Source organism: Bradyrhizobium sp. HKCCYLRH3097, from assembly GCF_051167875.1.
Lineage (GTDB): Bacteria > Pseudomonadota > Alphaproteobacteria > Rhizobiales > Xanthobacteraceae > Bradyrhizobium.
The window spans coordinates 1-23153 of record NZ_JBNPTX010000013.1; the positions used below are offsets into that span (position 1 = coordinate 1).

Here is a 23153-nt window from a genome sequence, read left to right on the forward strand (position 1 = left end):
GCCCCGCGTTGACCGTTTCTTTCGAATGCCCATCGCAACCTCCTCATCGAGTGTTGCGACGACCAATTGAATCCACCGGTTGAATCGGCTTTGCCTGTGGTACCTGCCGCCTGCATTTTTTCTGCAGGCGGGCCATGGGTGAGGCCTTCACCCGGCATTCCCTGCGCCCTCTGCACTGTTTGCGAGGGACAAGATCATCGCAGACTCGGGCAACCTCTGCCGCGAGAACGCGAAGCCATGTCGATCGCTGTTTGAGACGTGAATCCGCCTCCCCCACCCTACCGCTTCTCCGCCTCGCGCTCCCTGGCCTCGCGCTCGGCGCGCTGGCGGTCGAGGCGGCGGCCTTGCCATTCGAGCACGAGCCAGCCGAGCACACACATGGTGACTACGACGAATTCGAGCAGGCCGCCCATCTCGCTCATGGCGCGTCACTCATCGCGTCTCACCTGGTGTCCAGCTCATGACTTCGCGTGTCATGACATCGCAGCCGAGCCACACTGGTCGCGCCAACGCGGTCGTACCGTCGTACGCGAGTCGTCTCATACGTGATGGCGACGACCTCGCCTCGCTACGACATCCGCCCCGAGCGCAGCAACTGATCGCGTCGCTCCAGGCGCTCGAACAGATCGAGCACCCACAGCGCGCGATCGTGAACAGTCCGGCGCGGCGGCGCGATCGCGTGCGGGCGCTGCGCATCGGCCGCGACGACCGCCTCGATCAAAATGCGCGCCTCCGGCCGCGGCGGCGCCAGCGACGGCTGCTCCTGCAGCAGCGACATCACCGCCGCCTTGCCGAGAAGCTGCAGCTTGCGCGGCATCGAGACGAATGCGCGCCGCGACAGCGAATCGAATTCGGCACGTGCGACCTCGCGGCCGATCTCGGCATAGATCAGCCGCGCCGCATGGATGCCGGGCCGGCAGGTCCACGGCAGATCGGCGATGCCCGCAGAAGCGCGCGCATAGAACACGTCGGCGACCGCGAGCAGTCGCGCCGTGACCCGCCCGATGCGGTCGTCGAAGAACGGCGCGGCACGCCAGGTCTCGATATCGAGACCCGCCTCGCGCAGCCATTGCCGCGGCAGATAGAGCCGGCCGGCGCGCGCGTCCTCGCCGACGTCGCGGGCAATGTTGGTGAGCTGCATGGCGATGCCGAGGTCGCAGGCGCGTCCGATCGTCTCGGCCTCACGCCGGTTCATCAGCAGCGACATCATCACACCGACCGTGCCGGCGACGCGCACGGCATAGGCGAGCACGTCGCTCAGGGTCTCATAGCGGCGCCCCTGCGCATCCCAGGCGAGACCTTCGAGCAGCGCCTCCGGCAGCGTGCGCGGAATCGTGAACTGCGCCACGACGCCGGCCAGCGCACGATCGACGGGACTGTCGTCCGGCGTGCCATGATAGATCCGGTCGAGCCGTTCGTGCAGCAGCTCGACGGCGTCGACGCGGCGGCGGGGCCCGTCGATCGCATCATCGGCCTCGCGGCAGAACGCGTAGAGCGCGACGGCGGGATCGCCGACCGCGCGAGGCAGCACTTTCGAGGCGGCAAAGAACGTCTTCGATCCGCCCCGCAACATCCGCCGACAGATCGCAATGTCCGTTTGCCAGCTCATCGCCGCTCCAGCTCATGCGGCGCGGGCACGAGATCATCGAGCACACGCGCCGAGGACAGCACGCCCGGCAGGCCGGCGCCGGGATGGGTGCCCGCGCCGACCAGATAGAGCCGCTCGACCTCTTCGCTCTTGTTGTGCGGCCGGAACCAGGCGCTCTGCATCAGCACCGGCTCGAGCCCGAACGCCGCGCCGCGATAGGACGACAGGCGATGCTCGAAATCATCCGGCGTCAGCAGCCGCGACGTAACGAGCTGGCCGGCAAGGTCCGGCAGCAGCGTGTCGCTCAGCGCGGTCTCGATCCGCTGGCGGAACGGCTCGGCCGTCGCCGACCAGTCGATGCCGCTCTGCTGATGCGGTACCGGCGACAGAACGTAGAAAGCATCGCAGCCATCGGGCGCCAGCGACGGATCGGTCGCGGTGGGGCGATGCAGATAGAGGCTGAAATCATCCGCCAGCACCTTGCGGCGGAAGATGTCGTCGAGCAGGCCGCGATAGCGCGGGCCGAGCAGGATGGTGTGATGCTGAACGTCATCATAGCGGCGCTTCGTGCCGAAATACCAGACGAACAGGCTCATCGAGTAGCGCGCACGGTCGATGCGCGCATCGGTCCAGCGCCGGCGCGGCACGCTCGGCAGCAGATGCTTGTAGGTCCAGGCGGCGCAGCCGTTGGAGACGACGACGTCGGCGGCGATCGTCTCGCCGGATGCGAGCCGCACGCCGGTCGCAACGCCGTTCTTCGTGGTGATCTCGGCCACGGGCGCCGAGCAGCGCACCTGGCCGCCGTGCCCCTCGATCAGGCTGACGAGGCCGTTGACCAGCACGCCGGTGCCGCCCATCGCAAAGTGCACGCCCCAGCGACGCTCGAGATAGGCGATCAGGCAGTAGATCGACGTGGTCGTAAACGGGTTGCCGCCGATCAGCAGCGGATGGAAGCTCAAGATCACGCGCAGCCGCTCGTCGCGCACATGCTGGGAGACCAGCCCATACACCGAGCGAAAGCTCTGCAGCTTGATCATCGCCGGCGCGATCTTTGCCATGTCCATGAACGACAGGAACGGCACGTCGCCAAGCTCCTCAAAACCCTTTCTGAAGATCGCCTCGCTCGCCTTCATGAAGCGCTCGTAGCCATCGACGTCGCCGGGTGCCAGGCGCGCCACCTCGGCACGCATCTCGGCCGGGTCGCCCGAGCAGTCGAACACGGTGCCGTCGTCGAAGCGGATGCGATAGAATGGGGAGATAGGCTTGAGCGTGACGTCGTCGGACATCTTCCGACCGCACAGCTGCCACAGCTCCTCGAACAGGAACGGCGCGGTGACGATGGTCGGGCCGGCATCGAAGGTGAAGCCGTCCTGGCGATGCACATAGGCGCGGCCGCCGGGCGCATCGAGTTGCTCGTAGACCGTGACGCGATAACCGCGCGCACCGAGCCGGACCGCTGCGGCGAGGCCGCCGAAGCCGGAGCCGATCACGACCGCATGCGGCCGGTCTCCGAGCACAGCCGGGACAGCGGCCTTGATGGTGGAGACGTCGAGCATCGACGAAAGCGTAAATCGAAATTGACGTTTTCGCCAGCCAAAAATGTCAACTTAACTGGACGTTCCCTGTTGCACTGCAAGGACGCCCGCGCGCTCGGCGGCGTTGACGATCAGGCCCGCGATCCTGGCCGGCTGCTCCTCATGGGCCAAATGACCAAGGCCCTCAATGAGTTCGAGCTGCGCCTGGGGCACCAATCGCTGGACGCGACGCGCGACGTCTGGCGGGATGGCGCGATCATTCGCGGCCGCGACCAGAAGCAGCGCGGTCTTCAACCGCGGCAGCTCGCGGCCAAGCGGATGCAGGTCCCAGTTCGCCATCATCTCGAGCGCGGCGCCGACATGGCCGGGGCTGCCGACCAGCCGCCGATACAGCCGCTCGCCTGTCGCGTCGATCGTCGAGCCGGTGCCCTTCAGCAGCCGATGCACCGCCGCCGGATCACGGCCCCGCCAGGCAAACAGCCGCGGCACCAGCGGATTGAGCGCCATCATCTTGGCGAGCGGCGACAGGAACTGCGCGGCCGCGCCGCCGAACGGCAGATAGGCGCCATTGAGGCTGACGATCAGCTTCGGCGTGATCCGTCCATCGAGCGTCATGCGGGTCAGGATCGCCGCGCCCGCGGAATGACCGATCGCGATTTCAGGCGTGATCGCAAGCTTCTCGCAGAGGCCAGCGAGATCGCGCGACATGCCGTCGAGCGACAGCCGCCGCCCATGCGGGGTGGAGGTGAAGCCGTGGCCGGAGAGATCCGGCGCGACGACGGTGAAGTGCCTGGCGAGCAGCGGCGCGAGATCGCGCCAGGAATGGGTCGCGGCTCCCGTGCCATGGGCGAGCAGCGCAACGGGCCCCTCGCCCATGATCTGAACATGCCAGCGCAGGCCCGCGGCCTCGACGAAGCGGCTGGCCGCGCGGTTGGGCCAGTCGCTGCCGTCGACGCTCCAGTTCGGCTTGTCGCTCATGCCGGCCCACGCGGTTGGACGCCGCCGGCATCGTCAACGATCGGCCGCGCGCGTCAGGAAATCATCGTAGCTGGCGACGACTTTATCAAGCTGTTCGAAATGCGGCATCGCGCCGGTCTGCATCACCTCGATCTGCCAGTTGGGCAGAGCCTCGACGGCGTGCTTGCCGTGATAGTCGACGAAATCGCCGCGCACGCCATGCACCATCCAGACCGGCATCGCCAGTGCCTGGTAGAGCTTCAGGGCATTGGTGCTGAACAGATAGCCGGAGACGAACGAATACGGCGCGTTCTCGGCGCCGGGCTGATGGGTCGTGATGTAGTCATACTCCAGCAGGCCCTCGTCGATGTCCTTGCGGCCGAAGGTCTTCTGCAGGAAAAAACGAATGCTGGCGCGCGAGGTCAGCAGGGTGAAGAAGCCGTGCTTCCACAGCGGGACGTTGAGGATGTTGCGGACCCACGGCATGGCGCGGGTCGTGTCCTTGGTGCCCGCCGACTCGGCCGCGGCCTCGGCGCGGCGATCGAAGCCGGTCGGGCTGAGCAGCGCCAAGGTGCGAAACAGGTTCGGCGCCTCGGTGCCGGCGCGCGCGGCGAACTCGCAGCCGAGCGACAACGCGATGGCGTCGATCGCGACCTCGCCATGACGGCGGCGAATTTCGTTCGTGGCGAGCAGGATCGCATCTGTCATGATGCGCGGCGTATAGATGCGGTCGGCGCGGTCCGACAGGCCGAAGCCCGGCAGGTCGAGCGCATAGACCGGACGCGTCTGGCGGTAGTGCTCGAACAGCGGCTTCATCTCGTAGGCCGTCGCCGCGGCGTTGACGCTGTGGATCAAGAGCAGCGGCCGCTGCTCCGCCGGGGCGGCGGGGCCGTCGCCATAGCAGGTGATGCGGCCCGTACGCGGATCGGCGAGTTCGAAGCTTGGCGCTGCAAGCGGCGGCGGCATCGTCACAGCGCGCGTGTCAGCCGCATGATCACTCTGTGTAGTCGAGGCGACCTGCATGGCGTGCTCCTGTGTGACGATATCGGGGCGACGGCAGGCAACCGCTGCCTTACAAGGGGGTGAGCATAGCGATGACCGATCCTCTTGTCAGTCGCCGTTGGGAACGCAGCTTGACGCCGGGGGTTCCACCGCCATCAGCCGCGGCCGGCTTGCGCCATAACGGCCTGCGACAACCGTACGGCATCGGCATGAGGCAGCGCGACGTAACGCGCCTGCATCGCACCGGCGAGCTGCGCGGCCTTGTCCTGCGGGCGCGGCGAGGAATCGACCAGCACGACCGGAATGCCGGTCAACGCGAGCTGCCGTGCGGCCACCAGCGCCTCCGCCTCGGCCTCGCTGCGGCCGCCGCCATCGCGCGCGACATTCGCCCGGCCGTCGGTCATCAAAACGATCGTCGGCGTCTGGCCCTTGGCCTTCACGGCGAGCGCGAGCTCGGTTGCGGCGAAGATCGCCGCCGACAGCGGCGTGCCGCCGCCGCCGGGCAGCGCCGCGAGGCTGCGCTTGGCGCGCGTCAGCGAGCGCGTCGGCGGCAGCAGCAGCTCGGCGCCCCTGACGCGGAACGCGATCAGCGCGACCTCGTCGCGGCGAATGTAGCATTCGGCCAGCAGCAGCTCGACGGCGCCCTTCACTTCCGCAAGCCGCTGCAAGGCCGAGGAGCCGGAAGCATCGACGACGAAGATGGTCGTGGTGCCCGAGCGCTGCTTGAAGCGGGTGATCCGAATGTCGTCCTTGTGCACGATCAGCCGGCCACTCTTGCCGGAATGTTGCGTCCGCCGCCGCAGCGGCTGCCACGGCGCTGCCGCGCGCAAGGTCTCGAGCACATTGAGCCGCGCGCCGGCGCGCCATTCACCACGACGCGCGCCAATCGGACGGCCGCGCTTCGGCACCTTCTGAGCGGTGCCCTGCTTGCTGACGCTGCTGCTGCGGACGCGGGTCGCGCGTTCCTCTTGCAGCCGCTTCAGCAGGTCGACTGGAATGGCCGCCTGCGCCGCTTCGACCACGCGATCCTCGAGCGAACCGTCCTCGCTGCGGTCGTCGTCCTCACTCTCGGCCGACTCATTCTCGGGCTCCGGCGCCTCGCTGTTCTCAGTCTCGTCATCCGCTGCGGGCAGCCGGGTGGCGCGCGGCGCCAGCACCAGCCGCGCGGCGCAGGCGATGTGCGCTTCGGCGACTTCGACCTCACCATCAAGGGCCGCTGCGATGCGCGCGACGCGACAGGCGAGCAGCGGCGCGCGCAGCGAGTCGATGCCGAGCGCGCAGGCCGTCATCGTCAGCGCCGCGATCGCGTCGTCCGACGAACGGACCTGCGGCAGCCGCGCACGCGCTGCTGCGATGTCCGACGATTTGAACAGGCTCTCGCCGAGATCGACGCGCGCAACTTTGCTGAGATCGAGATGGCAGGCCAGGCGGTCGGCCAAGGCAGGCGACACGCGCTCATCACCGATGCCCTCGTCGAGCGCAATCAGTCCGAGCCGAGCCGGTGCGCGCAGCGACATGCCATCGCGCTCGATGCTGATAGCCCCGGTGTCGACGGCAACACAGAGATGTGTGACCGTCGACCGCGACATGCGCTCGGCCATCACGGCGATCAGCCCGCCGCCATCGGCATCGGCGAGCAGCCCACGTTGCAGCACCGGCCGCCCCGCCTGCAACGTCGCGGCGAGATCGAGGCCGCCAAGCAGGCGATCGTCCGAGATCGACGGCGGCAGCTTGCGCAAGGGTGTCGACGGCGGCATCAGCTCGTGCAACAGCTCCAGCCACTGCTCGCGCACCGGACCTGCGCCCGCACGCAGCAGCACCGACGCGGACGGGTCGATCGCGGCCAGAGCGGCCGCGATCATCGCATCGGCCCAGATCGCGGCGCCATCGCTCACGGCGCGAACAGCTCGTCGAGCGCGCGCTCGACCCGCACCGACGAGCCGGAATCGTCGAGCGGATTGCGCCTGAGACGGTGCCGCAACGCCATCGGCGCGACCGTCTTCAGATGGCGGTCATCGACCGCCTTTGCGCCCTCCAGCGCCGCTACCGCGCGCGCCGCCCGCATCAAGGTGAGTTCGCCACGCAGGCCATCGGTGCCGAGCGCCATGCAGAGGCGTGCGGCCTGCTCGAGCTCACGATCGGCGACCTTGACCGCTCCGATGTGCTCACGGCCCGCGAGGATACGCTTGCGCTGCTTCGCCTCCTCCTTCTCCCAATGTGCAACGAAGGCGGTGGGATCGGTCTCGAAGGCATCGCGCCGCTTGACCACCTCGATGCGCGTCGGCAGATCATTGGGCGTCTTGACCTCGACGGATAGGCCAAAGCGATCGAGCAATTGCGGCCGCAACTCGCCCTCCTCCGGATTGCCGGTGCCGACCAGCACGATGCGGGCGGGATGGCGGATGCTGAGACCGTCGCGCTCGACCACGTTCTCGCCTGACGCGGCGACGTCGAGCAGGAGATCGACGAGATGATCCTCCAGCAGATTGACCTCGTCGATATAGAGAAAGCCGCGATTGGCGCGAGCGAGCAGCCCCGGCTCGAATGATTTCTCGCCATGAGCCAGCGCACGCTCGAGATCGAGCGCGCCGACGACGCGGTCCTCGGTGGCGCCGAGCGGCAGGTCGATGACCGGAACCGGCACCTGGTGCGCCTTCAACGCCGCCGGCTTCTTTGTCTTGCCGCTTGGCTTGGAGCGCGCGCGACACGCGGCGCATTGCGCGGCGACGTCGGCCGGATCGCATTGATAGGGACAGCCGATCACGGCGCTCATCGGCGGCAAGAGCGCGGCGAGCGCGCGCACCGCGGTTGATTTTCCGGCGCCGCGATCGCCAAAGGCCAGCACGCCGCCGACCTTGGGATCAACGGCAGCGATCATCAGCGCCAGCTTCATCTCGTCCTGGCCGACGATGGCCGAGAACGGAAAGGCGATTCCCATGAGCGTCCCCTGCGCCGCGACGCGTTCCCGCCGCGTTGCCAGCATGAGACCACAATCAGGGGCCGCTCTTCAACCCATCAGCGCTTAACGGACGAGGCTCGGCAGATCGAGACCATTGGCCTCGGCGCAGGCGATGGCGTCCTCATAGCCGGCATCGGCGTGGCGCATCACGCCGGTCGCCGGGTCGTTCCACAGCACGCGTTCCAGCCGCCGCGCAGCGTCCGCCGTGCCGTCGGCGACGATCACCATGCCGGCATGCTGCGAATAGCCGATGCCGACGCCGCCGCCATGATGCAACGACACCCAGGTGGCGCCGCTCGCACAATTGAGCAGTGCGTTGAGCAGCGGCCAGTCGGACACTGCGTCCGAGCCATCCTTCATCGCCTCGGTCTCGCGGTTCGGGCTCGCCACCGAGCCGGAATCGAGATGGTCACGGCCGATCACGATCGGCGCCTTCAATTCGCCGCGGGCGACCATCTCGTTGAAGGCAAGCCCAAGGCGATGGCGATCGCCGAGCCCGACCCAGCAGATCCGCGCCGGCAGGCCCTGGAACTTGATGCGCTGCCTCGCCATGTCGAGCCAGTTGTGCAGGTGCTTGTTGTCCGGCAACAGCTCCTTCACCTTGGCGTCGGTCTTGTAGATGTCCTCCGGATCGCCCGACAGCGCCGCCCAGCGGAACGGGCCGATGCCGCGGCAGAACAACGGACGGATATACGCCGGCACGAAGCCCGGAAAATCGAAGGCATTCGCGAGGCCCATGTCCTTTGCCATCTGGCGGATGTTGTTGCCATAGTCGAGCGTCGGAATGCCCATGGCGTGGAAGTCGAGCATCGCCTGGACGTGGCCGACCATCGACGTCTTCGACGCCTGCTCGACCGCCTTCGGCTCCGAAGCACGCTTGGCTTCCCACTCTGCGAGAGTCCAGCCCTTCGGCAGATAGCCGTTGATCGGATCATGCGCGCTGGTCTGGTCGGTGACGATATCCGGCCGCACGCCACGACGCACGAGCTCGGGGAATATCTCGGCGGCATTGCCGAGCAGGCCGACCGACACCGCCTTCTTGGTCGTCGCGGCGTCGGCCATCAGCGCCAGCGCCTCGTCTAGCGTCGTGGCCTGGCGATCGAGATAGCCGGTGCGCAGCCGCATCTCGATGCGGCTCGGCTGGCATTCGACGGCGAGCATCGAGGCGCCGGCCATGGTCGCCGCAAGCGGCTGCGCGCCGCCCATGCCGCCGAGGCCCGCGGTCAGAATCCACTTGCCGGAGAGATCACCGCTGTAGTGACGGCGGCCGACTTCGACGAATGTCTCGTAGGTGCCCTGCACGATGCCCTGGCTGCCGATATAGATCCAGGAGCCGGCCGTCATCTGGCCGTACATCATCAGGCCCATTCTATCGAGCGCATTGAAGTGATCGAGCGTCGCCCAATGCGGCACGATGTTGGAGTTGGCGATCAGGACGCGCGGCGCATCCGGATGGGTGCGGAAGATGCCGACCGGCTTGCCCGACTGCACAACCAGCGTCTGATCCGCCTCGAGCTTGCGCAAGGAGGCGACGATGCGATCAAAGCTGCCCCAGTCGCGCGCGGCGCGGCCGATGCCGCCATAGACGATCAGTTCGCTCGGCTTCTCCGCCACATCAGGATCGAGATTGTTCATCAGCATGCGCAAGGGCGCTTCGGTGAGCCAGCTCTTGGCGCTGATGTCGCTGCCACGGGGAGCGCGGATCACCCGTTCGTTGTCCAGGCGTCGGTTCATGGGTCCCTCTCATCCAAGCTTGGGAAACGGATCGCGTCCGAGTGCATGCGTTGCAACCGTGGCCAGCACACCGCCACCGACGAGCGCGGCCGCCTTGGCGAGATCGTCGGCCATGTAGCGGTCGTGCACCAGCGCCGGCACATGCGCGCGAAGCGCGGCAATGACTGCAGACAGCGCCGCGCTGGTGCCGTGCGGCGCTCGCAGCTCGATGCCTTGGGTGGCGACGAGCAGCTCGATGCCGATGATAGCAGCGAGATTGTCGGCCATGTCGTACAGCCGGCGCGCCGCATGTGCAGCCATCGAGACGTGGTCTTCCTGGTTGGCGCTGGTCGGCGTCGAGTCGATCGAGCACGGCAGCGCGCGCTGCTTGTTCTCGGCGAACAGCGCCGCGGCCGTCACCTCGGCGATCATGAAGCCGGAGTTCAGGCCCGGCTCCGGCGTCAGGAACGGCGGCAGGCCGAAGTTCAGCGCGGGATCGACCAGCGTCGCGATGCGCCGCTCGCTGATCGCGCCGAGCTCGGACAATGCCAGCGCGATCTGGTCGGCGGCAAACGCCACCGGCTCGGCGTGAAAATTGCCACCGGAGATGATCTCGCCGGTGTCGGCCAGCACCAGCGGATTGTCGGTGACGGCATTGGCCTCGGTGACCAGCGTGCGCGCGGCCTGTGTCAACAGATCGAGCGCCGCGCCGGCGACCTGCGGCTGGCATCGCAGGCAATACGGATCCTGCACGCGCTCGTCGCCTTCGAGATGCGACAGCCGTATGGCGCTGCCGTCAAGCAGTTCGGTGAGCACGCGGCCGGCTGCGATCTGGCCGGGATGACCGCGCAGCGCCTGAATTTCGGGCCGGAACGGCGCCGTCGAAGCCATCGCCGCATCGACCGACAGTGCGCCCGTCACCAGGGCAGCGTTGAGCAGATCATGCGCGCGGAACAGACCGGCGAGCGCATAGGCCGTCGAGAACTGCGTGCCGTTGATCAGCGCCAGCCCTTCCTTCGGCCCGAGCGTAACCGGCGTGAGGCCGGCGCGCGCCAGCGCCTCGCGGCCCGGCACGAGCCGGCCGTCGACGAAGGCCTGGCCTTCGCCGATCATGACGGCGGTCATATGCGCGAGCGGCGCGAGATCGCCGGAGGCGCCGACCGAGCCCTGCTGCGGCACAAAGGGCGATACGCCGCGCGCCAGCATCGCCTGCAACTGTTCGATGATCTCACAGCGCACGCCGGAGGCGCCGCGACCGAGCGAGATGATCTTCAACGCCATCATCAGCCGCACCACCGGCTCAGGCGTCGCGGGGCCGACGCCGCAGCAATGCGAGAGAATGAGATTGCGCTGGAGCTGGGCCGTCTGGTCAGGCGGGATGCGCTTGGAAGCCAGCTTTCCGAAGCCGGTGTTGATGCCATAGACCGGCTCGGCGCCCTGCGCCGCCTTCGCCACGATCCCTGCTGCCGCTTCGACACGCGGCCAATACGCCGAATCCAGCATGAGCGACGCGCCGGTGTAGACGCGCACAAGATCATCGAGGCTGACGTGGCCGGGCTCTGCGACGATCGTGCTCATTGGCCCCTCCACACGCGCCGGTGCAGCGGGTTGAAGCCCATGCGGTAGACCAACTCCGCGGGACGGCCGATGTCCCAGATCGCAAGATCGCACCACTTGCCGGCCTCCAGCGTGCCGGTCTCGGCTAGCAAGCCCAAGGCCCGGGCGCCTTCGCGCGTGACGCCGGCGATGCATTCATCGACCGTCATCCGGAACAAGGTCGCCGCCATGTTCGTGGTCAGCAGCAACGAGGTCAGCGGCGACGAGCCCGGATTGCAGTCGGTCGCCAGCGCGAGCTTTACGCCGTGCTTGCGAAACAGCTCGACCGGCGGCTTCTGCGTCTCGCGAATGAAGTAGAACGCGCCAGGCAGGAGCACCGCCACCGTGCCGCTCCGCGCCATCGCAACAGCACCCGCTTCGTCGGTGTGCTCGAGATGATCGGCCGACAGCGCGCCGAACTCGGCCGCGAGCGCGGCGCCGCCGAGGTTCGACAACTGATCGGCATGCAGCTTGACCCGCAGGCCGAGCGCCTTGGCCGCCGCGAACACGCGCGATGTTTGCGCAGCGGAGAAAGCGATATTTTCCATGAATGCGTCGACCGCATCGGCGAGGCCTGACCTGGCAACCGCCGGCAGCATCTCGTTGCAGACGAGGTCGATGTAGCGGTCCTTGTCGCCACCGGCTTCGACCGGCAACGCATGCGCGCCGAGAAAGCTGGTGCGCACGCTGACCGGCCGCTGGCTGCCGAGCGCGCGGGCTGCGGACAATTGTCGCAGCTCTGTCGCGGCCTCCAGGCCATAGCCGGATTTGATCTCGATCGTCGTGACGCCTTCGGCGAGCAGCGCATCGAGCCGCGGCAGCGCGCGGGCGATCAATTCCTGTTCGCTGGCGGCGCGCGTCGCCGCGACGGTGGACACGATGCCGCCGCCGGCACGCGCGATCTCCTCATAGCTCGCGCCGGCGAGCCGCAGCTCGAACTCGTGCGCACGGTCGCCTCCAAAGACAAGATGGGTGTGGCAGTCGACGAGACCCGGCGTGATCCAGCGTCCCTCGCAATCGATGCGCTCGGGCGCATCTCCATCAGCCGGAAACTCCGATTGCGGACCGGCAAAGGCGATGCGGCCATCGCGTGCAGCGATCACGCCCTGCTCGATCACGCCGAGGCCCGGCTCCCCCTCGCGCAAGGTCGCGAGCCGCGCATTCTGCCAGATCCGGTCGAAACGCTGGGCCATGCTGCCTCCCCCTTCACGAAAGCTTGACGGGCGATATGTCTATACATAAACTCGCTTCCGCCGTCCTGTCCAGCGGGCTTATCGATCATGGCGTCATTGCACTTCGCATCCGCGCTTCTGCCCAGGGGGTGGGCCGAGGACGTGCAGGTCGTCATCAGCAATGGCGCAATCGAGTCGGTATCCGCCGGCGTGCCTCCGACCTCCGACGACGAGCAACATGAGGTCGCGATCCCCGGCATCGCCAGCCTGCACAGCCACGCGTTCCAGCACGGCATGGCCGGGCTTGCCGAGATCAGCGGCCACTCGACGGATACGTTCTGGACCTGGCGCGAGACGATGTACCGTTTCGCCCTGTCGATGCGCCCCGAGGATGTCGAGGCGGTCGCGGTCCTGCTCTATGTCGAGATGCTGGAGCGCGGCTTCACGCGGGTCGGTGAATTCCATTATCTGCACCACGATCGCGACGGTACGCCTTACGCCGATGTCTCCGAGATAGCGGGGCGCATCGCCGCGGCGGCCCAGACATCCGGCATCGGCCTGACCCTGCTACCGAGCTTCTACGCGCATGGCGGCTTTGGCGGCGCGGCGCCGCATGACGGCCAGCGGCGCTTCATCTGCGATATCGATCAGTTCGCCAAACTGCTGACGGCCTCCCGCAAGGCGATCAGCTCGCTTCATGGCGCCAATCTCGGCATCGCGCCACACAGCCTGCGGGCGGTCGCGCCGGATGAACTGGCCGCGCTGCTGCCGCTCGCCGAGGGTGGCCCGATCCACATTCACGCCGCCGAACAGGTGAAGGAGGTCGAGGACTGCCTCGCCTGGTCCGGCCAGCGCCCGGTGCAATGGCTGCTGGATCATCACGACCTCAACGATCGCTGGTGCCTGGTCCACGCGACGCATATGACGGCGGATGAAACGGCGGCGCTTGCGAGGAGCGGCGCGACGGCGGGCCTTTGTCCGGTCACCGAAGCCAGCCTCGGCGACGGCATCTTCCCGGCACGCGACTATCTGCGCGCGCGTGGGCGCATCGGCGTCGGGACCGACTCGAACGTGCTGGTCGGCGTGAGCGACGAGTTGCGCCAGCTCGAATACGGCCAGCGGCTGACGCATCGTGAGCGCAACGTGCTGACGTCAGGTCCGGATGCGTCGACAGGCCGCACGCTCTTGGATGCCGCTCTTGCTGGCGGCGCACAGGCGCTGGCGCAACCGCTCGCCGGCCTGCAGGTCGGCGGCCGCGCCGACATCCTCACGCTCGATCTGTCGCATCCGTCGCTCGCAGGGCGAACGCGCGATGCGCTGCTCGACGGCTGGATCTTCGCGACGTCGCACGGCGCCATCGATTGTGTCTGGGCCGGCGGCGCCAAGGTCGTGCAGGGAGGCCATCATCGGTCGCGCGAGGCGGCAAGGCGCGGCTTTAACACGGCGGTGCGGAGGCTGCTCGCATGAGCCTCGCCGATGACAGCGCCAGGCCGGGAGCCGGCACGCTCTACAAGACGATCCGGCAGGACATCGAGCGCCGCATCCTCACCGGCGAATGGCCGCCCGGCCACCGCATCCCGTTCGAGCACGAGATCATGGAGCATTACGGCTGCTCACGCATGACCGTGAACAAGGCACTATCGGAGCTCGCCCAGGCCGACCTGATCGAGCGGCGCCGCCGTGCCGGCACGTTCGTGCGGCGTCCGCAGTTCCTGTCGGCGGTGCTGAAGATCCCCGACATCCGCGCCGAGATCAGCGCGCTCGGCCGCGCCTATGGCTATGAACTGATCTCATCGACGCGCCGCACCGCCAACGCCGCCGATCGTGAGCGCCTCGGCGTCAAGACACCGTGCAAGGTCATCGCGATCCGCTGCCGCCACAGCGCCGACAACGTCCCGTTCGCGATCGAGGACCGGCTGATCGATCTCGACGCCGTACCCGATGCCGCGAAGGCCAATTTCAAGATCGATCCACCGGGCTCCTGGCTGCTGCATCACGTGCCCTGGACCGAGGCGGAGCACGCGATCAGCGCCATCGTCGCCGACGACGCAATCGCCGAAGGCCTCGACATCGCGGTCGGCTCACCCTGCCTCGTGATCGAGCGTCACACCTGGCGCAAGGGACAGCCGCTCACGGCTGTCAGGCTGATCTATCCCGGAGAGCAGCATCGCCTCGTGGCGCGGTTCAGGGGCAGCGAATGAGACAGCTCACGCGCGCCCGAACTGAGCATGGGATTTGCAAGCACGCTTGCAGAGATGAGCGGAGATCGCAGCCATCACGGCTGCGAGCCGCACGAAGGGCTTTCTTCTCACAGCAAAGGACGATGACGATGCGCAGATTTGGGCTACTCGCAGTAACGGCCGCGCTCCTGGCCTCGACGACCGTCTATGCCGACGACGTCAAGGTCGGTATCGGCATTTCCGGCTGGACCGGTTTTGCGCCGCTGACCTTGGCGAAGGAAGCCGGCATCTTCAAGAAGAACGGCCTCGACGTCACCATCAAGAAGATCCCGCAGAAGGACCGCCACCTCGCGATCGCCGCCGGTGACGTGCAGTGCGCGGCGACCACGGTCGAGACCTGGATCTCCTGGAACGCCAACGGCGTCGCCACCAAGCAGATCTTCCAGCTCGACAAGAGCTACGGCGCCGACGGCATGGCCGTGCGCAACGACATCGCCTCCATCAAGGACCTCAAGGGCAAGACCGTCGCAGCATCCGCGCCCGGCACCTCGCCCTATTTCGGGCTGGCCTGGATGCTCAAGAAGAACGGCCTCACGGTGAAGGACGTCACCATCGTGAACCTGGAGCCGGCCGCGGCCGCGCAGGCCTTCGTTTCCGGCCAGAACGACGCGGCGATGACCTACGAGCCGTATCTGTCGACGGTGCGCGCCGCGCCCGACAAGGGCAAGATCATCGCCACCACCCTGGATTATCCGATGGTGATGGACACCTTCGGCTGCACACCGAAGTTCCTGTCCGAGAATCCGAAGGCCGCCAAGGCGCTCGCCGACAGCTATTTCGAGGCGTTGGACATGATCGCCAAGGACCAGGCCAAGGCCTATGAGATCATGGGTGCCGACGTGAAGCAGACGGCTGAGCAGTTCGGCAACTCCGCGAAGTATCTGCGCTGGCAGGACAAGGCCGCGAGCCAGAAGTTCTTTGAGACGGAGTTCAAGACCTTCAACAAGGAGGCGGCCGAGCTCCTGCTCGAGGTCGGCATCATCAAGCAGATCCCGAAGATCGAGGATCTGTATGACGCGAGCTTCATCAAGTAGGCGCTGAAGCGTGCCCCGCACGATCCGTCATTGCGAGCGAAGCGAAGCAATCCAGGGCCCAGCGTGAGACTCTGGATTGCTTCGTCGCTTCGCTCCTCGCAATGACGGTGTTGAGGCATCCCGCCCGATATTGAGCAGCGTATTCCGAAGCCAACTCAACATGAGCGGCCCGCCCCCTCGCGAGCCGCACCCAACACGAAAGCCCGATCCGTGATCCGACCTCTCGAACCCGTCAGCGCCAGATCGAGAACCGCGCTCGGCCTTGCCTTCTTCGTCGTGTTCGTCGCGGCGTGGTCGCTGGCGACGGTTGGCGGCTATGTGCCGAAGACGTTCCTGGCAGATCCCCTGACCATGCTGCGCGAGGGCTGGGACCTGCTGGTCAAGTTCGGCTTCCTCACCGACATCGGCATGACCGTCTGGCGCGTCGTCGGCGGTTTCGTGCTCGCGGCCGTCATCGCCGTTCCGCTCGGCCTGTTGATGGGCGCCTACAAGCCGATCGAGGCGTTCCTCGAGCCGTTCGTCTCCTTCGCGCGCTACCTGCCTGCCTCCGCTTTCATCCCGCTCCTGATCCTGTGGGCCGGCATCGGCGAGTTGCAGAAGCTGCTGATCATCTTCATCGGCTCGGTGTTCCAGATCATCCTGATGATCACCGTCACCGTCGGCAACACGCGGCGCGACCTCGTCGAAGCCGCCTACACGCTCGGCGCCGGCGATCGCGGCATCATCGCGCGCGTGCTGCTGCCGTCGGCTGCGCCTGAGATTGCCGAGATCCTGCGGCTGGTGCTCGGCTGGGCCTGGACCTATGTCATCGTCGCCGAACTGATCGGCTCGTCCTCCGGCATCGGCCACATGATCACCGACAGCCAGGCGCTGCTCAACACCGGACAGATCATCTTCGGCATCATCATCATCGGCCTGATCGGGCTGATCTCGGATTTCCTGTTCAAGGCATTCAACGCCTGGCTGTTCCCGTGGAAGCTCGCATGACCACGCTCGTCATCGATCAGGTCACCCGCATTTTCCCGGCCCGCCAGGGCCACGCGCCGACGCGCGCGCTGGAGCCGGTCGCGCTCACGATCGGCAACAACGATTTCGTCACCATCCTCGGCCCCTCCGGCTGCGGCAAGTCGACCCTGCTGCGCATCGTCGCCGGGCTCGACCATCCGACGAGCGGCAAGGTGCTGCTCGACGGCCGCGAGGTCGAAGGCCCCGGCGCCGATCGCGGCATGGTGTTCCAGTCCTACACGCTGTTTCCCTGGCTCACCGTGCGTGAGAACATCGCCTTCGGCCTGCGCGAGCGCGGCGTGCCTGAGGACAAGCGCAACGCCGTCGCCGACCGCTTCATCCAGCAGATCGGCCTTGAGGGTTTCGAGAACCACTGGCCCAAGCAGCTCTCCGGCGGCATGCAGCAGCGCTGCGCGATCGCGCGCGCGCTCGCCAATGATCCGAAGATTCTGCTGCTCGACGAGCCGTTCGGCGCGCTCGACAACCAGACCCGCGTGCTGATGCAGGAGATGCTGCTCGGCATCTGGGAGCGCGACCAAAAGACGGTGCTGTTCGTCACCCACGACATCGAGGAGGCGATCTTCCTCGGCAGCCGCGTGCTGGTCATGAGCGCCCGCCCCGGCCGCGTCAAGGCCGACATCAAGATCGAGCTGCCGCATCCCCGCTCCTACAAGATCAAGACGTCGCCGGAGTTCGTCGCGCTGAAGGAGCGGCTGGTGGAGGAGATCCGGGCCGAGGCGCTGAAGGTGGCCGCGGAGGCGTGACGCCGCGCTGTCGCGGTGCGCGGTGTTTAACTGTGCGCTCAAACTGGCGGTGATGCTTGCGGAAACATACCCCTCACCCAAGTGAGTGTGCCGCGCTGTCTTACATGCCCTCTCCCACAAGGGGAGAGGGCGCAGTAACTGGCCCTGCGCAGGCTCGAATGGCGAGCAGTACTTTCCCAACGATCGCCGCGACAAGACTGCCCGATACAGCGCCCTCGCCCCTTGTAGGAGAGGGCATCGCCGGCCCACCCGCGGGCTCGCTCAGGTGAGGGGTCTCTCTCGGCAACCAACGCTGGTCGACGCCGAACTAACTCAAAGGCTGCTGCGATCGAGCCCCGGCGGACCTCGCCCTCGGCCGGCTCCGCCGCATCCGCTTCAGCCACGGCACCAAGTGAAACGCGCTCATCAGCAGATACATGACCGTCATGTCGCCGAGCGGCGCGCCCGCCGGCATCGCCGAGCAGATCATATCTGCCCGGCCGTCGCGGGCCATGGCGTTCAGCACCGCCATCAACGCGAAGGTCGGCGCCGCAGCAAAGCGGAGTGCCTCAGCGAGGTCCGGCATCGCGCGCCGCTTGGACGGGACGAACGCCATGGCTTCACTCCCTGCTCTCAGCGCGCCGCGTATTCGTCGCGGCGGCGCCACCACACGCCCTGCTCGTTGCGGCCCTTCGGCGCGCGGTCGAGCCACTGATAGGCGCCCCACAGCCCATCGAGGCCACGGGCGTAGCTCGAATAGGTGTGGTAGACGACGCCGTCTTCGACAATGAAGGCACTCATGCCCGGGCGGTCGCGCATGAAGGTGGCGCCGTCCGTGCCGGTGCCGGCGGCGACTTCCGCCACCATGGCCGGGACGTCGGACGGCTTCATCGGCGGGCTGGTGCGGTAGTTGTACTCGCTGCCCCCCTGGCGCTGCTGCTCCTCGGTGATCGCGACATTGAAGTCGAAGTTGAAATCGCTGCTCGCCGACGACGCCCAGGGGAAGCTCCAGCCCATGCGGCTCTTGTAGGCCCTGAGCTTCGCCAGCGGCGCGCGCGACACCGCCCACAGCATCACGTCGTGATTGGCGAGATGGACCTGGAAGCCGTTGAAGCCGTCGGCGATCATCGAGCAGGACGGGCAGCCGGCCTGGAAGTCGGGGCCGAACATGAAGTGATAGACGAGGAGCTGCGAGCGGCCCTGGAACAGATCGGGCAAGCTGGCAGGCCCCTCCTCGGTATCGAAGCGATAGGCCTTATCGACGCGCACCCAGGGCAAGGCCTGGCGACGCTGCGCCAGTTCATCGCCGCGGCGGGTGAACTCCTTCTCGGCCTGCAGCAAATCGAGGCGTGCCTTGAGCCAGTCTTCGCGAGTTCCGGTGAGATGCATGGTCATGTCGGTGTTCCTTTTGCGTGTTGACCGCATCTGAGACTAGGATCGCCGCGGGAGGAATGCGGAGTGACAAGTGTGGCGGGATTTGCATGGACTCGCTGATCTCGGCGGCGGCACAGGCGCTGGCCGCGGGTGATCCGCTCGGCGCGCTCAATCGCGTCGCGCTGCGCGACGATCCGCCGGCGCTGGCGCTGCGCGGCATCGCGATGGCCAGGCTCGGCGATGTCATCAGGGCGAAGGCGCTGCTGCGCCAGGCCGCGCGCAGCTTCGGCCCGAAGGCGGCCATGGCGCGCGCCCGCTGCGCCGTGGCGGAGGCCGAGATCGCGCTGGCGGCGCGCGATCTGTCATGGCCGACGAAGGCGCTGGCCGAGGCGCGCGCAACGCTGGAGCAGCACGGCGACCGCACCAATGCCGCCTATGCGCGGAGCCTCGAAATCCGGCGCATGGTCCTCATCGGCCACCTCGATGACGCCGAGCGGGGGCTCGCCGATCTCGATCCCTCGCCGCTGCAGCCGGCGGCGCGCACCATCTATGAACTGATCGTCGCCGGCCTGGCGCTGCGCCGCCTGCAGACCAAGGCGGCGCAGGCGGCGCTCGAGCGGGCCGGAGCCATGGCCTGGCGGACGCGGAGTCCGGAGCTGCAAGCCGAGGTCGAGCGGCTCGCGGCCACGCTGTCCGCGCCGGCCGCTCGCTTGATCCGAGGAGGCGAGCAACGGCTGCTGCAGCTCGATGAGGTCGAAGCGCTCTTCCGATCCGACGGCCTGATCGTCGATGCCTGCCGGCTCGTGGTGCGCCAGGGCAGCCTCGTCGTGCCGTTGGCGCGGCGTCCGGTGTTGTTTGCTCTCGCCCGCAGGCTGGCGGAGGCGACGCCCGATGATGTCTCGCGATCGGAGCTGATCGCCGCGGCTTTCCGCGGCAAGGAAGCCGATGAGTCGCATCGCGCCCGCTTGCGTGTCGAGATCGGGCGCTTGCGCCGGCTCTTGAAAGACATGGCCGACGTCAATGCGACGCGCGGCGGCTTTGCCCTGCTGCCGCGCGATGGCCGCCGCGTCGTCGTGCTGGCACAGCCGATCGAGGACGAGAATGCGCCCGTGCTCGCCTGCCTCGCCGACGGCGAGGCGTGGTCGAGCTCCGGCCTTGCGCTGGCGCTCGGCGCCAGCCAGCGCACGATGCAGCGCGCGCTCGACGCGCTCGCTCTGTCCGGCAAGGTCCAGTCGTTCGGCCGCGGCCGCGCGCAGCGCTGGACCTGTCCGGTGGTGCCGGCATTCGCGACCAGCTTGTTACTCCCGGCGTGGTCGTCGCTCGATTAGCGTGCTGCCGTCAGCAATGGAGAAGGTCATGACACGCGCACCTGCAGAGATCATCCGCGAATACGGCCCGTTCGACGGCACCGACCGAGTCAACGGCGTCAGCTATGACGGCGAGCAGGTGTGGATTGCGACCGGCGCCAGCATCAAGGCGTTCGATCCTGCCGACGGCGCGGTCCGCAAGTCGCTCGACGTGCCCTCGCATGCCGGGACCGCCTTCGATGGCAAGCATCTCTATCAGATCGCCGAAGATCGCATCCACAAGGTCGATCCCGACAGTGGCCGCGTGCTCGCGACGATCCCGGCGCCCTCGGGCGGTGGCGATTCCGGGCTGGCCTGGGCTGAAGGGTCGCTCTGGGTCGGCGCCTATCGCGACCGCAAGATCCACCAGATCGACCCGGCAACTGGGCAGATCCTGCGCAGCATTTCCTGCACGCGCTTCGTCACCGGCGTCACCTGGGTGGATGGCGAGCTCTGGCACGGCACCTGGGAGGACGATGTCAGCGACATCAGGCGCATCGATCCCGCGACCGGCGAGGTCCTCGATCAGCTCGACATGCCGGTCGGCACCGGCGTCTCCGGCATGGAGTCCGACGGGAGCGAGACGCTGTATTGCGGCGGCGGCGGCAGCGGCAAGGTGCGTGCGGTCAGGCGACCGAAGCAGGCACGGAGGTAACACGCAAATGAGCCACGGCAGGCTCAGCGAGCGGAGGCAGCCTACTTCGCGATGGACGTGAACGCCGCCTTGCGAAAGTTGGCGTTGGCTTCCTCGCGCGTCTGCAACTGCTGGCCGCCGCCGCCGACCGGCTTGGTCGGCGTGATCACGGAGAACAGGACGAAGCCGCCCGCCTTGCGCGGGAAGATGAAGTACTCGGCGATGTCCGACTTCTCGCTGTCCTCGCAGGACGACATGCCGCGGAACACCACCGCGCTGTCGACCAGCTCGCTGTTGCGGGCGGAGATGAACTTGCCTTTGCAGTCGCGCGCGTCGTTGCCGATGATCGTGGCAGCGACTTCCAGGCCGTCCAGGTTGCGCTGCGGCGGCACGATCCGGACGAAGCCGGTGGCATTGTCCGCCTTCCAGGCGACGCCGCCTGCGGTCAGCCACACTGGCCGGTCGCCGCCGCCGAGGATTGCCGGATGCGACAGCGCCGCCTTCAGAATGAAGTTGGAGGCGATCTGCATCGCCTCGAGCTGCAGCTCGGGCGAATCCTCGGACGCGCGTGCCGGCTGCACGCTCGCCGTCGCGGCCGGCGTGGTCGCGACGGGGGGCGCGGCCTGACGCTGCGCCGAAGCGGCGCCGGGCTGCACCGTGAAGTTCGTCGCCGCGGCCATCCCACCGGCATTGATTATGCGCACACAGTTCGCCAGCGAGGGCAACAGCACGGAGGTGCCGTTGAGATCGAACTGGAACAGGTTGCCCTGTGCGAAGGCGGACATCGTCCGCGCCGCCCGGAACGCCTTGATCAGGCTGGAATCGTTCGGCATCGGAACCACGACCATGTTGGCCGACCAGACCGAGCCCTCGACGTTGTACGAATTGCGGCCGTCGAAGCTGAGCACGATGGGAAACTTCTGCCCCTGCGACAGCGACCAGCCCGGATGAATGAAGGCGAGCGCCCAATTGTAGGTCGGCAGCGCGAGCACGCCGAAATTGATGCCGCTCTTGTAGCTCGCCGAGGCAATGCAGCTGGAGAACTTGCCGGTGTTGTCGTCAGTATAGGCGCCGCCCGACCATCCGGCGACCGAGATCGTGCCATACGGTCCCTTCGCGTAAGCAGCCGCTATCAAGGACGCCTCGATCAGCGCCACTGAGGTCAGTATCAGGACCGACAGCATCGCGCCAAGGATTGCCCGCCGCACCGTCATCGCACATCCCCGTTTTTGCCGCATTGTTGCAATTCCCGCGGCTACGTCAAGTAGATCCCGAGCGCGTTCGTCTACCCCAGGAATAGAACGACTGCGGCCTGCCGCGGGCTCAACCACACAAGATGTCGCGGTCGCCATCCACAGCCCTTCATGGGGGCGTCATCGAACTCCGCTAGCGCTCACGAGGTCTCAAGAAGGGATCTCGCCAAATGTCCGCCACGCTGCCTGTCCTGGGCGCCGCTCTCTCCGTCAAATCGATTCCGGCCCACACCGACTGGCTGCTCGAGCGCCAGCGGGATCTCGAGATCCAGGACTTCTTCCGCGCCGACCTGCTCGACAGCGACTGGCGCGGCACCGCGCGCGAGATCAAGTCGATGCTGTCGGGCCATACCGGCCGGCTCGGCATCCACGGCCCGTTCTGGGGCTTCAAGATCGACAGCCACGATCCGATGATCCGCCGCGCGGTGACCAAGCGGCTGCTGCAGGGCCTGGAAGTCGCAGAGTTCCTCGGCGCCACCCAGATGGTGATCCACTCGCCCTACACGACCTGGGACTACAACAACATCGACATGCTGCCGGACAATCGCGAGCAGCTGATCGAGCGTGTCCGTGCGACGCTGTCCGACGTCATCGCCTCGGCCGAGCAGGCCAATTGCGAGCTGGTGATCGAGAACATCGAGGACAAGGATCCGCTGGATCGCGTCACGCTTGCCAAGGCGCTGGACAGCAGCAAAGTGCGCGTGTCGCTCGACACCGGCCATGCCAACTACGCGCATCATTCCACCGGCGCGCCGCCGGTCGACTACTATGTCGATGCCGCCGGCGACATGCTGACCCATGTGCATCTGCAGGACACCGACGGCTATGCCGACCGACACTGGGCGCCGGGCGAAGGCAACATTCGCTGGATCGCCGTGTTCCGCGCTTTGGCGAAGCTCAGCTCCAATCCGCGCCTGATCCTCGAATTGCGCAACCACGATCACGTCAAGGCCGGCGCAGCGCACCTCGCCGCGCTCGGCCTCGCTCAGTAAGCCAACGACC

21 protein-coding genes are annotated in these 23153 nt (G+C 67.2%); 8 read left to right on the top strand and 13 right to left on the bottom strand.

Annotation, left to right across the window (positions count from 1 at the left end; translation table 11 throughout):
- Positions 1 to 278: 278 nt before the first annotated feature.
- From ACQR0U_RS26280 to hutI, 10 genes are all read right to left on the bottom strand, one after another.
- Positions 279 to 422 carry a hypothetical protein gene (locus ACQR0U_RS26280; protein ID WP_315714295.1) on the bottom strand — a complete coding sequence of 48 codons (144 nt, stop codon included), beginning with the start codon at positions 420 to 422 and terminating at the stop codon, positions 279 to 281.
- A gap of 146 nt (positions 423 to 568) precedes the next feature.
- The gene (locus tag ACQR0U_RS26285) at positions 569 to 1609 is read right to left on the bottom strand and encodes a phytoene/squalene synthase family protein (protein WP_316225953.1); all 1041 of its coding nucleotides are present in this window, start codon (positions 1607 to 1609) and stop codon (positions 569 to 571) included.
- The gene (locus ACQR0U_RS26290) at positions 1606 to 3144 is read right to left on the bottom strand and encodes a phytoene desaturase (protein ID WP_316166565.1); all 1539 of its coding nucleotides are present in this window, start codon (positions 3142 to 3144) and stop codon (positions 1606 to 1608) included. Before ACQR0U_RS26290 ends, ACQR0U_RS26285 begins: the two co-directional genes overlap by 4 nt.
- Before the next feature lie 51 nt (positions 3145 to 3195).
- Positions 3196 to 4101 carry an alpha/beta fold hydrolase BchO gene (gene bchO / locus ACQR0U_RS26295; protein ID WP_434872318.1) on the bottom strand — a complete coding sequence of 302 codons (906 nt, stop codon included), beginning with the start codon at positions 4099 to 4101 and terminating at the stop codon, positions 3196 to 3198.
- Positions 4102 to 4134: 33 nt separating this feature from the next.
- Entirely contained in the window at positions 4135 to 5103 is a 969-nt protein-coding gene (locus tag ACQR0U_RS26300; RefSeq protein ID WP_434872319.1) for an alpha/beta fold hydrolase, read from the bottom strand.
- Between the two features lie 134 nt (positions 5104 to 5237).
- Positions 5238 to 6977 carry a magnesium chelatase subunit D gene (locus ACQR0U_RS26305; RefSeq protein WP_315750161.1) on the bottom strand — a complete coding sequence of 580 codons (1740 nt, stop codon included), beginning with the start codon at positions 6975 to 6977 and terminating at the stop codon, positions 5238 to 5240.
- Complete coding sequence (bchI, locus tag ACQR0U_RS26310) at positions 6974 to 8020, bottom strand: magnesium chelatase ATPase subunit I (protein ID WP_315714289.1); 1047 nt, start codon at positions 8018 to 8020, stop codon at positions 6974 to 6976. Before bchI ends, ACQR0U_RS26305 begins: the two co-directional genes overlap by 4 nt.
- Positions 8021 to 8104: 84 nt before the next feature.
- The gene (gene hutU, locus ACQR0U_RS26315; RefSeq protein ID WP_434872320.1) at positions 8105 to 9775 is read right to left on the bottom strand and encodes a urocanate hydratase; all 1671 of its coding nucleotides are present in this window, start codon (positions 9773 to 9775) and stop codon (positions 8105 to 8107) included.
- A 9-nt stretch (positions 9776 to 9784) separates the two neighbouring features.
- On the bottom strand, positions 9785 to 11332 hold the full coding sequence (gene hutH, locus ACQR0U_RS26320) for a histidine ammonia-lyase (RefSeq protein WP_434872321.1): 1548 nt from the start codon (positions 11330 to 11332) through the stop codon (positions 9785 to 9787).
- Complete coding sequence (gene hutI, locus ACQR0U_RS26325) at positions 11329 to 12543, bottom strand: imidazolonepropionase (RefSeq protein ID WP_434862856.1); 1215 nt, start codon at positions 12541 to 12543, stop codon at positions 11329 to 11331. The genes hutH and hutI overlap by 4 nt, the downstream gene beginning before the upstream one ends.
- 87 nt (positions 12544 to 12630) lie before the next feature.
- Here hutI and ACQR0U_RS26330 point away from each other — a divergent pair, with 87 nt between their 5' ends.
- From ACQR0U_RS26330 to ACQR0U_RS26350, 5 genes are all read left to right on the top strand, one after another.
- Entirely contained in the window at positions 12631 to 13989 is a 1359-nt protein-coding gene (locus tag ACQR0U_RS26330; protein ID WP_434862855.1) for a formimidoylglutamate deiminase, read from the top strand.
- Positions 13986 to 14723 (top strand): histidine utilization repressor, encoded by a 738-nt coding sequence (gene hutC, locus ACQR0U_RS26335; protein WP_316225947.1) that lies wholly within the window; start codon positions 13986 to 13988, stop codon positions 14721 to 14723. Before ACQR0U_RS26330 ends, hutC begins: the two co-directional genes overlap by 4 nt.
- 128 nt (positions 14724 to 14851) lie before the next feature.
- Positions 14852 to 15796, top strand: coding sequence for an ABC transporter substrate-binding protein (locus ACQR0U_RS26340; protein ID WP_316225946.1), 945 nt, complete (start codon positions 14852 to 14854; stop codon positions 15794 to 15796).
- 213 nt (positions 15797 to 16009) lie between these two features.
- A complete protein-coding gene (locus ACQR0U_RS26345) occupies positions 16010 to 16783 on the top strand; it encodes an ABC transporter permease (protein WP_434842920.1) in 774 nt (257 codons plus the stop codon).
- Positions 16780 to 17565: an ABC transporter ATP-binding protein gene (locus ACQR0U_RS26350; RefSeq protein WP_434841349.1), complete on the top strand. Its 786-nt coding sequence runs from the start codon at positions 16780 to 16782 to the stop codon at positions 17563 to 17565. Before ACQR0U_RS26345 ends, ACQR0U_RS26350 begins: the two co-directional genes overlap by 4 nt.
- Positions 17566 to 17872: 307 nt before the next feature.
- Here ACQR0U_RS26350 and ACQR0U_RS26355 read toward each other — a convergent pair whose 3' ends face one another.
- Together ACQR0U_RS26355 and ACQR0U_RS26360 are read right to left on the bottom strand one after the other, a co-directional pair.
- Entirely contained in the window at positions 17873 to 18160 is a 288-nt protein-coding gene (locus ACQR0U_RS26355; RefSeq protein ID WP_434842781.1) for a hypothetical protein, read from the bottom strand.
- A gap of 17 nt (positions 18161 to 18177) precedes the next feature.
- The gene (locus tag ACQR0U_RS26360; RefSeq protein ID WP_316201226.1) at positions 18178 to 18939 is read right to left on the bottom strand and encodes a DUF899 domain-containing protein; all 762 of its coding nucleotides are present in this window, start codon (positions 18937 to 18939) and stop codon (positions 18178 to 18180) included.
- Positions 18940 to 19025: 86 nt separating this feature from the next.
- Here ACQR0U_RS26360 and ACQR0U_RS26365 point away from each other — a divergent pair, with 86 nt between their 5' ends.
- Together ACQR0U_RS26365 and ACQR0U_RS26370 are read left to right on the top strand one after the other, a co-directional pair.
- The gene (locus ACQR0U_RS26365; protein WP_434842780.1) at positions 19026 to 20246 is read left to right on the top strand and encodes a helix-turn-helix domain-containing protein; all 1221 of its coding nucleotides are present in this window, start codon (positions 19026 to 19028) and stop codon (positions 20244 to 20246) included.
- A gap of 28 nt (positions 20247 to 20274) precedes the next feature.
- On the top strand, positions 20275 to 20919 hold the full coding sequence (locus tag ACQR0U_RS26370) for a Vgb family protein (RefSeq protein WP_434842779.1): 645 nt from the start codon (positions 20275 to 20277) through the stop codon (positions 20917 to 20919).
- A gap of 41 nt (positions 20920 to 20960) precedes the next feature.
- Here ACQR0U_RS26370 and ACQR0U_RS26375 read toward each other — a convergent pair whose 3' ends face one another.
- A complete protein-coding gene (locus ACQR0U_RS26375) occupies positions 20961 to 22112 on the bottom strand; it encodes a hypothetical protein (protein WP_434842778.1) in 1152 nt (383 codons plus the stop codon).
- Positions 22113 to 22321: 209 nt separating this feature from the next.
- On the opposite strand from ACQR0U_RS26375, the gene ACQR0U_RS26380 reads away from it, so the two are divergent.
- Positions 22322 to 23143, top strand: coding sequence for a sugar phosphate isomerase/epimerase family protein (locus ACQR0U_RS26380; protein WP_434842777.1), 822 nt, complete (start codon positions 22322 to 22324; stop codon positions 23141 to 23143).
- Positions 23144 to 23153 lie beyond the last annotated feature (10 nt).